This is a genomic window from Ideonella alba (assembly GCF_018069875.1).
GTDB classification, from domain to species: domain Bacteria; phylum Pseudomonadota; class Gammaproteobacteria; order Burkholderiales; family Burkholderiaceae_C; genus Ideonella; species Ideonella alba.
The window spans coordinates 233,119-247,501 of record NZ_JAGQDF010000005.1; the positions used below are offsets into that span (position 1 = coordinate 233,119).

A 14,383-nucleotide genomic window follows, 5' to 3' on the forward strand; every position below is an offset into this window, starting at 1 on the left:
GGGGAGCCAGCCGTGCGCTTCATGATCATCGTGAAATCCTGCGAGGCCTTCGAGGCCGAGCAGACCCCCGAGGCCCCGCCCGAGCTGCTGGCCGAGATGGCCGCGTACCACGAGGACCTGGCCCGCGCCGGCGTGCTGCTGGAGGGCGCCGGACTGCACCCCAGCCGCACCGGCTGGCGGGTGCACTACGGCGCTGATGACAGCCGCCAGGTGGTGGACGGCCCCTTCGCCGAGGCCAAGGAGCTGATCGCCGGCTACACCCTGATCCAGGTGCGCAGCCGCGAGGAGGCGATGGAGTGGGCCCGGCGCTTTCCCAACCCGGCCGGCCGCGGTCAGCCGGCGGTGATCGAGGTGCGGCAGCTGATCGAGCTGGAGGAGTTTCCCCCCAGCGCCGAGATCGAGCGCATGAAGGCGATGGACGCCGCGCTGCCTCTGCGGTGAGCGCCCCGCTGGACGCCACGCTGGCGGCGGTCTGGCGCATCGAGTCGGCCCGTGTGGTGGCCACCGTGGCGCGGCGCGTGCGTGATCTGGGGGTGGCCGAGGAACTGGCGCAGGACGCCTGGCTGGAGGCCCTGCAGCGCTGGCCGCAGGACGGCCTGCCCGACAAGCCCGGCGCCTGGCTGATGACCACTGCGCAGCGCAAGGCCCTGGACTGGCTGCGCCACCGCCAGATGGCCGCCGGCCACGAGTCGGCGCTGGCCGAGGACCTGATCGCAATGCAGGCCGACCGCCACCCCGACCACGCCGACACGCTGGACGCCCGCCGCGAGGCGCAGGCCGTGGGCAGCGACGAACTCCTGCGGCTGCTGTTCACCGCCTGCCACCCGGTGCTGCCGCCGCCGCAGCGCGTGGCGCTGACGCTGAAGGTGCTGGCGGGCCTGTCCACCGCCGAGATCGCCCGCGCCTTCCTGGTCAGCGAGCCGACGATGGCGCAGCGCCTGGTGCGCGCCAAGCGCACGCTGGGCGAGGCCGGCGTGCCCTTCGAGCTGCCGCGCGGCGAAGCCCTGGCGGCGCGTCTGGGCTCGGTGCTGGAGGTGGTCTACCTGGTCTTCAATGAAGGCTACGCCGCCACCGCTGGCGAGGACTGGATGCGTCCGGCGCTGTGCGACGAGGCGCTGCGTCTGGGCCGCATGCTGGTGCAACTGGCGCCGGCCGAGCCCGAGGCCTGGGGGCTGTTGGCGCTGATGAGCCTGCAGGCCTCGCGCACGGCGGCGCGCACCGATGCCCAGGGCGACCCCATCCTGCTGGCCGACCAGGACCGCCGACGCTGGGACCGGCTGTTGATTCGCCATGGCCTGGAGGCCCTGGCGCGCGCCCGCACGCTGCTGGGTGGCGCGGACGCCGGCAGCTACCAGCTGCAGGCCGAACTGGCAGCCTGCCACGCCCGCGCCTGGCGGGTCGAGGACACCGACTGGGGCCGCATCTGCGCGCTGTATGCCCAGCTGATGCAGCGCACTCCGTCGCCGGTGGTGGCGCTCAACCGCGCGGTCGCCGTGGGCATGCACCAGGGCCCGGCTGCCGGGCTGGCGCTGGTGGAGGCGCTGTCAGCCGAACCCACGCTGGCAGCCTATCCCTGGCTGCCCGCGGTCCGTGCCGATCTGCTGTCGCGGCTGGGGCGCCACGCCGAAGCCCGCGCCGCCTTCGAAACGGCGGCCCGGGCCAGCCGCAATCGGCGCGAGCGCCAGAGCCTGCTGACCCGTGCCGAGCAGGCGGCCCGCAGCGCTGCCGCCATGGCTGCTCCGACCGACGCCGCATGAGCCTGCCTGAATGGCCTGCCCTCTCCACCACGCGCCTGACGGTGCGTGCGGTGGCCGACACCGATCTGCCGGCGCTGATGGCCGTCAACGGCGATGACGAGACCACGCGCTTCCTGCCCTATGCCTCCTGGCGCAGCCTGGACGATGCGCAGGCCTGGTTGGCACGCATGCGTTCCCTGGAGGCCGCTGGCGGCACGCGGCAGCTGGTGATGGCCCGCCGGGCCGACGGCCTGGCGATCGGCACCGTGCTGCTGTTCAAGCACGACCCGGCCAGTGCGCGGCTGGAGCTGGGCTATGTGCTGGCGCGCAGCCACTGGCGTCAGGGCCTGGCGCGCGAGGCGCTGGCGGCGGTCATCCGGCAGGTGTTCGGGCCGATGGGCCAGCGCCGCATCGAAGCCGAGGTGAACCCCGACAACACCGCCTCCAATGCGCTGCTGCAGGCGCTGGGATTCACGCTGGAAGGGCGGCTGCGCCAGCGCTACACCGGCAAGGGCCGGTCCTACGACATCCACCTCTGGGGCCTGCTGGCCAGCGACCCGCGCCCTGGCGCCGACGCATGAAAAAGGCCCGCACAGGGCGGGCCTTCAGAGGCGAGCGTTGACGCGTCAGGCGACGGTCTTGGCGGTCTCCACGTACTCGTCGATCTGGTTGAAGTTCATGTACTTGTAGATCTGGTCGGCCTTGGCGGTGACCACGCCGGTGGCGGCCAGGTACTCGTCCTTGGTGGGCAGCTTGCCCAGCTTGGAGGCCACCGCGGCCAGCTCGGCCGAGCCCAGGAACACGTTGGTGTTCTTGCCCAGGCGGTTCGGGAAGTTGCGGGTGGAGGTGGAGATCACCGTGGCGCCTTCACGCACCTGCGCCTGGTTGCCCATGCACAACGAGCAGCCCGGCATCTCGGTGCGCGCACCGGCGCTGCCGAAGGCGGCGTAGTGGCCTTCCTTCATCAGCTCGGCCGCGTCCATCTTGGTCGGCGGCGCCACCCACAGCTTGACCGGGATGTCGCGTGCGCCGCCCAGCACGGTGGCGGCGGCACGGAAGTGGCCGATGTTGGTCATGCACGAGCCGATGAAGGCCTCGTCGATCTTGGTGCCGGCCACTTCGGACAGGGTCTTGGCATCGTCCGGGTCGTTCGGGCAGCAGACGATCGGCTCGGTGATCTCGGCCAGGTCGATCTCGATGACGGCGGCGTACTCGGCGTCGGCATCGGCTTCCAGCAGCTGCGGGTTGGCCAGCCACTGTTCGACCTTCTCGATGCGGCGTGCCAGGGTCTTGGCGTCCTGGTAGCCGTCGGCAATCATGTTCTTCATCAGCACGATGTTCGACTGCAGGTACTCGATCACCGGCTCCTTGTTGAGCTTGATCGTGCAACCGGCGGCCGAGCGCTCGGCCGAGGCGTCGCTCAGCTCGAAGGCCTGTTCCACCTTCAGGTCGGGCAGGCCTTCGATCTCCAGCACGCGGCCCGAGAAGATGTTCTTCTTGCCGGCCTTGGCCACGGTCAGCAGACCGGCCTTGATCGCGTACAGCGGGATCGCATGCACCAGGTCACGCAGCGTGACGCCGGGCTGCATCGTGCCCTTGAAGCGCACCAGCACCGACTCGGGCATGTCCAGCGGCATCACGCCGGTGGCGGCGCCGAAGGCCACCAGGCCGGAGCCGGCCGGGAACGAGATGCCGATCGGGAAACGGGTGTGGCTGTCGCCGCCGGTGCCCACGGTGTCGGGCAGCAGCAGGCGGTTGAGCCAGCTGTGGATCACGCCGTCGCCCGGACGCAGGGCCACGCCGCCGCGGCTGCTGATGAAGGGCGGCAGCTCGCGGTGCATCTTGGCGTCCACCGGCTTCGGGTAGGCGGCGGTGTGGCAGAAGGACTGCATCACCATGTCGGCCGAGAAGCCCAGGCAGGCCAGGTCCTTCAGCTCGTCGCGGGTCATCGGGCCGGTGGTGTCCTGGCTGCCCACCGTGGTCATCTTGGGCTCGCAATAGGTGCCCGGGCGGATGCCCTGGCCTTCCGGCAGGCCGCAGGCGCGGCCCACCATCTTCTGCGCCAGCGTGAAGCCCTTGCCGCTGTCCTTCGGGGCGACCGGCAGGCGGAAGGTGGTGGAGGCGCCCAGCCCCAGGAACTCACGCGCCTTGGCGGTGAGACTGCGGCCGATGATCAGGTTGATGCGGCCGCCGGCGCGCACTTCATCGAGCAGCACCTGGCTCTTCAGCGCGAACGAGGCGACCTCGGCGCCGTTCTTCAGGATCTTGCCGTCGTAGGGCAGCACGTCGATGACGTCGCCCATCTCCAGCTTGGACACATCCACCTCGATCGGCAGCGAGCCCGAGTCTTCCTGCGTGTTGAAGAAGATGGGGGCGATCTTGCCGCCCAGCGTGACGCCGCCAAAGCGCTTGTTCGGCACGAACGGGATGTCCTGGCCGGTGGCCCAGATCACCGAGTTGGTGGCCGACTTGCGGCTGGAGCCGGTGCCCACCACGTCGCCCACGTAGGCGACCAGGTGGCCCTTCTTCTTCAGGTCCTCGATGAACTGCATCGGGCCGCGCTTGCCGTCTTCCTCGGGCTTGAAGGCCGCGTCGGGGCGCGTGTTCTTCAGCATCGCCAGGTAGTGCATCGGGATGTCCGGGCGGCTCCAGGCGTCCGGCGCGGGCGACAGGTCGTCGGTGTTGGTCTCGCCCGGCACCTTGAAGACGGTGACGGTGATGCTCTTGGGCACCTCGGGACGCGAGGTGAACCACTCGGCGTCGGCCCACGACTGCATCACTTCCTGGGCCTTGGCGTTGCCCGCCTTGGCCTTGGTGGCGACGTCGTTGAAGTAGTCGAACATCAGCAGGGTCTTCTTCAGGCCCTCGGCGGCGACGCCCGCCACCTCGGCGTCGTCGAGCAGTTCGATCAGCGGGTGCACGTTGTAGCCACCCACCATGGTGCCCAGCAGTTCGGTGGCCTTGGCCTTGGAGACCAGGCCGACCTTCACGTCACCATGGGCGACCGCGGCCAGGAAGCTGGCCTTGACCTTGGCGGCATCGTCCACGCCAGGCGGCACGCGGTGGGTCAGCAGGTCCAGCAGGAAGGCCTCTTCACCGGCCGGCGGGTTCTTGATCAGCTCGATCAGCTCGGACACCTGCTTGGCGTCGAGGGCCAGCGGGGGGATGCCGAGCGCGGCGCGTTCGGCGGCATGTTGGCGGTAGGCTTGCAGCATGTCGGGGCTCCTGATGGGGGCGGTCGTCGGTGGTTCTGCGGCGGGACCCGGGTCGGGTGACTGCGGGTAACTACGGTATTTTATATCTTATATAAGACTTGCCAAGCACTGATTCAGGGCCGGGCGTGTGGCGGCCGCGGCGGGCGGCCGGGCAACATGCAATTTTGGCGCCAGAAAGGCGAACGCCGGGCGATATTCGACCCGGCGTGCAGGGCAATCGGTGTGCGTCAGCCGCGTGACAGGCCGGCGCGGTGTGGGGCGGCCGTCAGCGCTGGGGCGGCGGGTCGGCCTGCAGCAGGCCCGGCGTGGCGCCGCCACCCATGGCCTGCTGGGCCTCGTAGGCGCGCTTGGCTTCCATCTGCTTCTCGCTCTGGCACTCGTCGACCAGGCGCTGGCCCAGCTTGACGTCCATCAGCATCGACTTGTGGGCGATCTGCAGCATCAGGGTCTGGCCCTTGACGTCCTCCAGGCGCAGCGCGCCGGTGCTGGACAGGACGGGCTTCATCGTCCACTGGCGCTTGCCGAAGCTGACATCGATGTAGCCGTCGTACTTCGGGTTCATCGACACCTTGACGGTCTGGTTGAACTCGCAGGCGTAGTCGCCGAACAGCGTCATCGACGCGGCCGCGTTCTGCTCACCGGTGGCGGCCGGCAGCGGCACCTCGACCGGCGCGGGCGGCGCCTTCTTGCGCACAGGCGCCTTGGCGGCGGGCTTGGCCGCCGCCGCATTGGGCTGCGCCGACGCAGCGACGGGGAGCAGGGTGGCCAGGCAGGCCAGGGCGGACACAACGACAGACTTCATGGATGTCAGGGCAACGGTGATGAAGCCAGATTGTCCCCCGGCGGCCCGGTGCGCGGTGTCCGGACGTTTCCGGAGCCGGCCCGGCCAAGTGGCAGTGATCAGGCCGTGACGAAGAAGCGCTGCACCATGTCCGCCGGCAGGGCGGCGCCGGTGCGGTGGGCACGCTGCACCACCTGCCAGAAGTAACGGAAGCTCGCACGATCATGCAACTGCTCACGCCCGGCATGGCGGTGGGGGATCGGTGCCCAGTCGGCCTCCTGCGCGGCCACGATGATCTCGAGCGCCTGCTCGACCTCGTCGGCCGCCGGTGAGAAGGCCTCGACGATGGGGCGGATCTGGTCGGGATGGATGCTCCACATGCGCGTGTAGCCCAGCTCCCGCGCCGCGCGCCGGGCGGCCTGGCGCAGACCGTCCAGGTCCTTGAACTCGGTGACCACGCAGTGCGAGGGCACCTTGCCGGCGGCGTGGCAGGCGGCGGCGATCTCCAGCTTGGCGCGCAGCACCAGCGGGTGTTCGAACTGGCCGGGCACGCCCATCGCCGACTGCGGAATGGCGCCGCGGTGTGCCGAGACGAAGTCCATCAGCCCGAAGGACAGGCTCTCCAGCCGGGGGTGCTCGGCCAGCGCCCGCACATCGCGCAGCGCGCCGTGGGTTTCCACCAGCGCCTGCAGCGGCAGCGGCCGGGTGATGCCGCTGCGCGCCAGCGTGGCGTCCACCGCGCGGGCGGCGGCGTCCAGGTCGGCAGCGTCGCGCGGCTTGGGGATCATCAGGTAGGCCAGGCGCTGGCCGGCGCGCGGCAGCAGGGCGTCGAGCATCGGCTGGAAGGCCGGGTGGTCGACCGGCACCACGCGTGCGCCGACGCGGCCATGCCGGTTCAGCGGCGAGTCGACCAGCTCGGCCATCAGGTGGGCATGCTCCACCTCGCCGCCCACCGGCGCGCCATCCTCGCCGTCCAGCGTGACATCGAACACCGGGCCCAGCTCGGCCTGCAACTGCAGGCTCTTGCGCATGCGCGCCTCGACGCCACAGTAGTGGTCACAGACCGGCATCTCGGGAACGGCATCGCCTTCCTCGAACAGGACCTCGGCAGGGTGGCGCAGGGAACTCATCGGCGATCGACGCTGAAGACAAAGAAAAAGCCGGCGGCCTGGTGGGCGCGCCGGCTGTCGAGCTTACCGCGCGAATGCGGTCAGCGGCGAGGCATCACAGCAGGTGCTTGACGCCGTCCTTCTCGCCCTCGAGCTCGGCCAGGGTCTTGTTGATGCACTCTTGCGAGAACGCATCGATCGGCAGGCCCTCGACGATCTTGTACTCGCCGCCTTCGCAGGTGACGGGGTAGCCGAACATGGTCTCGGCCGGAATGCCGTACTCGCCCTTGGACGGGATGCCCATGGTGACCCACTGGCCGTTGGTGCCCAGGGCCCAGTCGCGCATGTGGTCGATCGCGGCGTTGGCGGCCGAGGCGGCCGACGACAGGCCGCGCGCGGCGATGATGGCGGCGCCACGCTTGCCCACGGTGGGCAGGAAGGTGTTGGCGTTCCAATCGTGGTCGTTGATCGTGTCCTTGACGCTCTTGCCGTTCACGGTGGCGAAGCGGTAGTCGGCGTACATGGTGGGCGAGTGGTTGCCCCAGACGCACAGCTTCTGGATGTCGCCGACGGCGCAGCCGATCTTGGCGGCGATCTGCGAGGCGGCGCGGTTGTGGTCCAGGCGCAGCATGGCGGTGAAGTTCTTGGCCGGCAGGTCCGGGGCCGACTTCATCGCGATGTAGGCGTTGGTGTTGGCCGGGTTGCCGACCACCAGCACCTTGACGTTGCGCGAGGCCACGGCGTTCAGGGCCTTGCCCTGGGCGGTGAAGATCTGGGCGTTGGCGGCCAGCAGGTCAGCGCGCTCCATGCCGGGGCCGCGCGGACGGGCGCCGACCAGCAGCGCGTAGTCGGTGTCCTTGAAGGCGGTCATCGGGTCGCTGTGGGCCTCGATGCCGGCCAGCAGCGGGAAGGCGCAGTCTTCCAGCTCCATGATCACGCCCTTGAGCGCGTTCTGGGCCTTCTCGTCGGGAATTTCCAGCAGTTGCAGGATGACGGGCTGGTCCTTGCCCAGCATCTCGCCAGAGGCGATGCGGAACAGCAGCGCGTAGCCGATCTGGCCAGCGGCGCCGGTGACGGCCACGCGAACGGGGGTCTTGCTCATGAGGGGGCTCCGGGAAAAGAGGAGGGAGGTTGCGTTAACCGGCTGACGCGGGGCTGTCGTCCCTGGGCGCGCGCGGGGCAGGCGCCGGGGCGGCTGGCAGACCGCACGTAGAGCCTCTGAGTCTAGGGGGGAACCCGGAGATCGTCAAGATTCATATGTCTTATATAAGACATCAGTTGGTTTTTCATGGACGCCGCTGGTGCGCCTGTGCTGCAATGCGCGCCCATGTCTGCGCAACTGCCCGCCGATCCACCCGACGCCGACGTCCTGCCGGTGGCCGAGGGCCCTGCCTTCAGCCCCCTGTACCAGCAGATCAAGGCGCTGCTGGTGCGCAGCCTGCAGGAAGGCGAATGGAAGCCGGCCGAGGCAATCCCCAGCGAGACCGACCTGGCCCAGCGCTACAAGGTCAGCCAGGGCACGGTGCGCAAGGCAATCGACGAACTGGCCGCCGAGAACCTGGTGGTGCGCCGCCAGGGCAAGGGCACCTTCGTCGCCACCCACGCCGAAGAGAACATCCAGTACCGCTTCCTGCGGCTGACGCCCGATGACGGTCCGTCCACCGGCATGGCGCGGCGCTTCCTGGACTGCCGGCGCATGCGTGCGCCCGCCGAGGTGGCCAAGGCCCTGGCGCTGAAGGCTGGTGACAGTGCGGTGCTGGTGCGCCGCACGCTCAGCCGGGACGGCAGCCCGGTGGTGCTGGACGAGATCTGGCTGCCCGCCGGCCCGTTCAAGGGCCTGAGCGCCGAGCGCCTGTCGCAGTACGCCGGTCCGATGTACGGCCTGTTCGAGAGCGAGTTCGGCGTGCGCATGATCCGCGCCGAGGAAAAGATCCGCGCCGTGGCGGCCGATGCCGCCACGGCGGAACTGCTGGAGGTGCCGGTCGGCACGCCGCTGCTGAGCGTCGAGCGCCTGGCCCACACCTATGGTGATCGCCCGGTGGAACTGCGCCGCGGCCTGTACAACACCGCCGCCCACTTCTACCGCAATGAACTCAACTGAGGCGGCCCGGGCCCGCGCGAGTCCGTGATCTCGACGCTGGCAAGCCCACTGAAAGCTTGTTGCAGTGCAATAGAATCTTTCGGTTTCACCGTGGGAACACCGTGAACCGCTAGCCCCCTCCCGACTCCGATCCTTTCCCGAGCGACCACAACAAGGACACCCCCTCATGGCCGATACGCTCAAGCAACGCCCGGAGTTCCGCAACATCAATGCGTTGACGGACCTTCGCAACTACCGGCTCCCGCCGGCGGGCATCGTCTCCATCCTGCACCGTATCAGCGGCATGGTCATGTTCCTGCTGCTGCCCCTGGTGATCTGGCTGTTCGACACCAGCGTCACCTCGGAGGTGAGCTTCGACACCTTCCGCAGCGCCTTCCTGGCCGGCCTGGGCCCGATCCCCGGCGTGCTGGTCAAGCTGGTCGTGCTGGGTCTGATCTGGTCCTATCTGCACCACTTCACCGCCGGCGTGCGCCACCTTTTGATGGATGCCACCCACAGCGTCAGCAAGGAGCAGGGCAAGAGCTCGGCCGTCATCACCCTGGCGGTGAGCCTGCTGCTGACCGCGGCCCTGGGCGCCAAGCTCTTCGGCCTGTACTGAGCCACGACAAGGACAACACGACATGGCAATCGAACACGGTTCCAAGCGGCTGGTCGTCGGCGCCAGCTACGGCCTGCGCGACTGGCTGGCCCAGCGCATCACCGCGGTGCTGATGGCGCTCTTCACGGTGGTCCTGCTGGTGCAGGTGCTGATGCCCGGCGAGATGGGCTACGACAAGTGGGCCGGCATCTTCGCCGCCCAGTGGATGAAGTTCCTGACCTTCTCGGTCATCGTCGCGCTGGCCTGGCATGCCTGGGTGGGCGTGCGCGACATCTGGATGGACTACGTCAAGCCGGTGGGCATCCGCCTGGCGCTGCACGTCTTCACCATCGTCTGGCTGGTCGGCTGCGCCGGCTGGGCCATCCAAGTGCTGTGGCGCCTCTGATCGCCCACGCACCCGACTGAGAAGAGACACACCATGACTCAAGTTTCCAAGCGCAAGTTCGACGTCGTCATCGTCGGCGCCGGCGGCTCCGGCATGCGCGCTTCGCTGCAGCTGTCGCTGGCCGGCCTCAACGTGGCCGTGCTGTCCAAGGTCTTCCCCACCCGCTCGCACACCGTGGCGGCGCAGGGCGGCATCGGTGCCTCGCTGGGCAACATGTCGGAAGACAACTGGCACTACCACTTCTTCGACACCGTCAAGGGCTCCGACTGGCTCGGCGACCAGGACGCGATCGAGTTCATGTGCCGCGAGGCGCCCAAGGTCGTCTATGAGCTTGAGCACTTCGGCATGCCGTTCGACCGCAATCCCGACGGCACGATCTACCAGCGCCCCTTCGGCGGCCATACCGCCAACTACGGCGAGAAGCCGGTGCAGCGCGCCTGCGCCGCCGCCGACCGCACCGGCCACGCGCTGCTGCACACGCTGTACCAGCAGAACGTCAAGGCCCGCACCAACTTCTTTGTGGAGTGGATGGCGCTGGACCTGATCCGCGACGCCGACGGCGACGTGGTGGGTGTCACCGCGCTGGAGATGGAAACCGGCGACCTGCACATCCTCGAAGCCAAGACGGTGCTGATGGCCACCGGTGGCGCCGGTCGCATCTACGCCGCCTCCACCAACGCCTTCATCAACACCGGTGACGGTCTGGGCATGGCCTCGCGTGCCGGCATCCCGCTGGAGGACATGGAGTTCTGGCAGTTCCACCCGACCGGCGTGGCCGGCGCCGGCGTGCTGCTGACCGAAGGCTGCCGCGGCGAAGGCGCGATCCTGCGCAATGCCAACGGCGAGCGCTTCATGGAGCGCTATGCGCCCACGCTGAAGGACCTGGCGCCGCGCGACTTCGTCTCGCGCTCGATGGACCAGGAGATCAAGGAAGGTCGCGGCTGCGGTCCGAACAAGGACTACGTGCTGCTCGACATGACCCACCTGGGCGCCGAGACCATCATGAAGCGGCTGCCCTCGGTGTTCGAGATCGGCCACAACTTCGCCAACGTCGACATCACCAAGGAGCCGATCCCGGTGGTGCCGACCATCCATTACCAGATGGGCGGCATCCCGACCAACGTCAACGGCCAGGTGGTGGTGCCGAAGAACGGCGTGCCCAACGAGGTGGTCAACGGCCTGTACGCGGTGGGCGAGTGCTCCTGCGTGTCGGTGCATGGCGCCAACCGCCTGGGCACCAACTCGCTGCTCGACCTGGTGGTCTTCGGCCGTGCCGCCGGCAACCACATCGTTGCCAGCGCGCTCAAGCAGAAGAACCACAAGCCGCTGCCGGCCGACGCCGCTGACCGCACGCTGGCCCGCTTGGCGCGCCTGGACTCGGCCAAGAACGGCGAGTACGCGCAGGACGTGGCCAACGACATCCGCGCCACGATGCAGAAGCACGCCGGCGTCTTCCGCACCCAGGCCAGCATGGACGAGGGCGTACAGAAGATCATGCAGGTCGCCGAGCGCGTGAAGTCGATCGGCCTGAAGGACAACTCCAAGGTCTTCAACACCGCCCGCATCGAGGCGCTGGAAGTGGAGAACCTGATCGAGGCCGCCAAGGCCACGATGACCTCGGCCGCGGCGCGTCCGGAAAGCCGCGGTGCGCATGCGCACAACGACTACCCGAACCGCGACGACGCCAACTGGATGAAGCACACGCTGTGGTACTCCGAAGGCAACCGCCTGGACTACAAGCCGGTCAACCTGACGCCGCTCACCGTGGAATCGGTGCCGCCGAAGGTCCGTACGTTCTAAGCCGGTGCATCGCCACTTCCTTTCCAACGAGCGTCCGGCCGAGCGCCGGGCCGCTCCCAAGCCGGCCGGCATCCCCTTGGGGGATCGGTCGGCGTACCCGACGAACGAGGGGTAAACATGTCTGACAAGCGCACGTTCCAGATCTACCGCTACGACCCCGACAAGGACGCCAAGCCCTACATGCAGACCATCGAGATCGAGCTCGATGGCAATGAGCGCATGCTGCTGGACGCCCTGGTCAAGCTCAAGGCCGTCGACCCGACGCTGAGCTTCCGCCGCTCCTGCCGCGAAGGCGTGTGCGGCTCGGACGCGATGAACATCAACGGCAAGAACGGCCTGGCCTGCCTGACCAACATGCGCACGCTGCCCCAGACCGTGGTGCTGCGTCCGCTGCCGGGCCTGCCGGTCATCCGCGACCTGATCGTGGACATGACCCAGTTCTTCAAGCAGTACCACTCGATCAAGCCCTACCTGGTCAACGACACGCTGCCGCCCGAGAAGGAGCGCCTGCAGTCGCCCGAGCAGCGCGAGGAGCTGGATGGCCTGTACGAGTGCATCCTGTGCGCCAGCTGCTCCACCAGCTGCCCCAGCTTCTGGTGGAACCCGGACAAGTTCGTCGGCCCGGCCGGCTTGCTGCAGGCCTACCGCTTCATCGCCGACAGCCGCGACCAGGACACCAGCGCCCGTCTCGACAACCTGGAAGATCCGTACCGCCTGTTCCGTTGCCACACGATCATGAACTGCGTGGACGTCTGCCCCAAGGGCCTGAACCCCACCAAGGCGATTGGCAAGATCAAGGAGCTGATGGTCCGCCGCGCCGTCTGACGACGACGCGCCACGGTCAACTTCGAGCAAGCCTGGGCATGGACACTGCACCGTTGACAGCCACCGACATCAGCCGCCTCAAGTGGCGTTGCCGGCGTGGGCTGCTCGAGAACGACCTGTTCGTGGAGCGCTTCTTCCGTCGCTACGAGAGCACGCTCTCGGTGCGACAGGTGGAAGGCCTGCAGAAACTGATGGACCTGGCCGATAACGACCTGCTCGATCTCCTGCTGGCCCGCAAGGAGCCCGAAGGCGATCTCGACCAACCCGAGGTGCGGGACGTCCTGGCGCAGCTGCGCCAGCCCGGTTGAAGCACGATTTGTTTGAAAGGACCCGACGATGACCCCGTCCGACGTGAAAGCCACCCTGTCGTTCTCCGACGGCAGCCCCAGCATGGACCTGCCGATCTACAAGGGCACGATCGGGCCCGACGTGATCGACATCCGCAAGCTCTACGGCCAGACCGGCAAGTTCACCTATGACCCGGGCTTCCTGAGCACCGCGTCGTGCAACTCGACCATCACCTACATCGATGGCGACAAGGGCGAGCTGCTGTACCGCGGCTACCCGATCGAACAGCTGGCCGTGCAGTGCGACTTCCTCGACACCTGCCACCTGCTGCTGTACGGAGACCTGCCGAACGTCGAGCAGCGCACCACCTTCCGCAAGCGCGTGACCAACCACACGATGGTCAACGAGCAGATGCAGTTCTTCCTGCGTGGCTTCCGCCGGGATGCGCACCCGATGGCGGTGATGACCGGTCTGGTGGGCGCGCTGTCGGCCTTCTACCACGACAGCACCGACATCAATAACCCCGAGCACCGCGAGATCGCGGCGATCCGCCTGATCGCCAAGATGCCCACGCTGGTGGCCATGGCCTACAAGTACAGCGTGGGCCAGCCCTACATGTACCCGCGCAACGAGCTGTCGTACGCCGGCAACTTCATGCGCATGATGTTCGCCACGCCCTGCGAGGACTACACGGTCAGCCCGGTCATCGAGCGCGCGCTGGACCGCATCTTCATCCTGCACGCCGACCACGAGCAGAACGCCTCGACCTCCACGGTCCGCCTGTGCGGCTCGTCGGGCACCAACCCGTTCGCGGCCATCGCCGCGGGCGTGGCCTGCCTGTGGGGTCCGGCCCACGGTGGCGCCAACGAGGCCTGCCTGAACATGCTGGAAGAGATCCAGGCCATGGGCGGCGTGGCCAAGGTCGGTGAGTTCATGAACCAGGTGAAGGACAAGAACTCGGGCGTGCGCCTGATGGGCTTCGGTCACCGCGTCTACAAGAACTACGACCCGCGCGCCAAGCTGATGCAGGAAACCTGCAAGGAAGTGCTGGTCGAGCTGGGCCTGGAGAACGACCCGCTGTTCAAGCTGGCCATGGCCCTGGAGAAGATCGCGCTGGAAGACGACTACTTCGTCGCCCGCAAGCTCTACCCGAACGTCGACTTCTACTCGGGCATCGTGCAGCGCGCGATCGGCATCCCGGTGTCGCTGTTCACCGCGATCTTCGCGCTGGCCCGCACCGTGGGCTGGATCGCCCAGCTCAACGAGATGATCGCCGACCCCGAGTACAAGATCGGCCGTCCGCGTCAGCTGTTCGTCGGCGCCGCCAAGCGCGACGTCAAGCCGCTGGCCGAGCGTTGATCCCACCCCGGGCGCGCTGTCGCCCGGTGACTGCAGGCCGCCCTCGGGGCGGCCTTTTTCATGGCGCGCTGCCGCTGCGGGGCGGCTCAAGCGTGCGTTGCATCACACAGATGGGCTCGGTAAGGCCTTGATTCCGGTCGCTTTTCGGCCGACAAGGCGGCGCCCGGGCGCTTGAAGATGGGGGTA

Annotated in this window: 14 protein-coding genes; 10 read left to right on the forward strand and 4 right to left on the reverse strand. The window is 68.3% G+C overall.

Features of this window, described 5'->3' with window-relative positions; genetic code table 11:
- Positions 1–12 precede the first annotated feature (12 nt).
- From KAK07_RS10630 to KAK07_RS10640, 3 genes are read left to right on the forward strand one after another with little or no spacing between them, the layout of a single operon-like run.
- Positions 13–441, forward strand: a complete 429-nt coding sequence (locus KAK07_RS10630; RefSeq protein ID WP_210854471.1) for a YciI family protein — start codon at positions 13–15, stop codon at positions 439–441.
- A complete protein-coding gene (locus KAK07_RS10635) occupies positions 438–1,757 on the forward strand; it encodes an RNA polymerase sigma factor (RefSeq protein ID WP_210854472.1) in 1,320 nt (439 codons plus the stop codon). Before KAK07_RS10630 ends, KAK07_RS10635 begins: the two co-directional genes overlap by 4 nt.
- Positions 1,754–2,317, forward strand: a complete 564-nt coding sequence (locus KAK07_RS10640) for a GNAT family N-acetyltransferase (RefSeq protein WP_210854473.1) — start codon at positions 1,754–1,756, stop codon at positions 2,315–2,317. The genes KAK07_RS10635 and KAK07_RS10640 overlap by 4 nt, the downstream gene beginning before the upstream one ends.
- A 45-nt stretch (positions 2,318–2,362) precedes the next feature.
- On the opposite strand, the gene acnB is transcribed toward KAK07_RS10640, so the two are convergent.
- From acnB to KAK07_RS10660, 4 genes are all read right to left on the reverse strand, one after another.
- Positions 2,363–4,951: a bifunctional aconitate hydratase 2/2-methylisocitrate dehydratase gene (acnB, locus tag KAK07_RS10645; protein ID WP_210854474.1), complete on the reverse strand. Its 2,589-nt coding sequence runs from the start codon at positions 4,949–4,951 to the stop codon at positions 2,363–2,365.
- A 265-nt stretch (positions 4,952–5,216) separates the two neighbouring features.
- Positions 5,217–5,753, reverse strand: coding sequence for a hypothetical protein (locus KAK07_RS10650; RefSeq protein WP_210854475.1), 537 nt, complete (start codon positions 5,751–5,753; stop codon positions 5,217–5,219).
- A gap of 98 nt (positions 5,754–5,851) precedes the next feature.
- Positions 5,852–6,862, reverse strand: coding sequence for an HpcH/HpaI aldolase/citrate lyase family protein (locus KAK07_RS10655; protein WP_210854476.1), 1,011 nt, complete (start codon positions 6,860–6,862; stop codon positions 5,852–5,854).
- 94 nt (positions 6,863–6,956) lie between these two features.
- A complete protein-coding gene (locus KAK07_RS10660; protein WP_210854477.1) occupies positions 6,957–7,943 on the reverse strand; it encodes a malate dehydrogenase in 987 nt (328 codons plus the stop codon).
- Between the two features lie 225 nt (positions 7,944–8,168).
- Here KAK07_RS10660 and KAK07_RS10665 point away from each other — a divergent pair, with 225 nt between their 5' ends.
- From KAK07_RS10665 to KAK07_RS10695, 7 genes are all read left to right on the forward strand, one after another.
- Positions 8,169–8,942 carry a GntR family transcriptional regulator gene (locus KAK07_RS10665; protein WP_210854478.1) on the forward strand — a complete coding sequence of 258 codons (774 nt, stop codon included), beginning with the start codon at positions 8,169–8,171 and terminating at the stop codon, positions 8,940–8,942.
- A 166-nt stretch (positions 8,943–9,108) separates the two neighbouring features.
- Entirely contained in the window at positions 9,109–9,540 is a 432-nt protein-coding gene (sdhC, locus tag KAK07_RS10670) for a succinate dehydrogenase, cytochrome b556 subunit (protein WP_210854479.1), read from the forward strand.
- Between the two features lie 22 nt (positions 9,541–9,562).
- The gene (sdhD, locus tag KAK07_RS10675; protein WP_210854480.1) at positions 9,563–9,925 is read left to right on the forward strand and encodes a succinate dehydrogenase, hydrophobic membrane anchor protein; all 363 of its coding nucleotides are present in this window, start codon (positions 9,563–9,565) and stop codon (positions 9,923–9,925) included.
- Between the two features lie 33 nt (positions 9,926–9,958).
- Positions 9,959–11,725 (forward strand): succinate dehydrogenase flavoprotein subunit, encoded by a 1,767-nt coding sequence (gene sdhA / locus KAK07_RS10680; RefSeq protein WP_210854481.1) that lies wholly within the window; start codon positions 9,959–9,961, stop codon positions 11,723–11,725.
- A 117-nt stretch (positions 11,726–11,842) separates the two neighbouring features.
- Positions 11,843–12,550, forward strand: coding sequence for a succinate dehydrogenase iron-sulfur subunit (locus KAK07_RS10685; RefSeq protein ID WP_210854482.1), 708 nt, complete (start codon positions 11,843–11,845; stop codon positions 12,548–12,550).
- 38 nt (positions 12,551–12,588) lie between these two features.
- On the forward strand, positions 12,589–12,858 hold the full coding sequence (locus tag KAK07_RS10690; protein WP_210854483.1) for an FAD assembly factor SdhE: 270 nt from the start codon (positions 12,589–12,591) through the stop codon (positions 12,856–12,858).
- A gap of 28 nt (positions 12,859–12,886) precedes the next feature.
- Entirely contained in the window at positions 12,887–14,197 is a 1,311-nt protein-coding gene (locus KAK07_RS10695) for a citrate synthase (protein WP_210854484.1), read from the forward strand.
- The last annotated feature ends 186 nt before the right edge of the window (positions 14,198–14,383 follow it).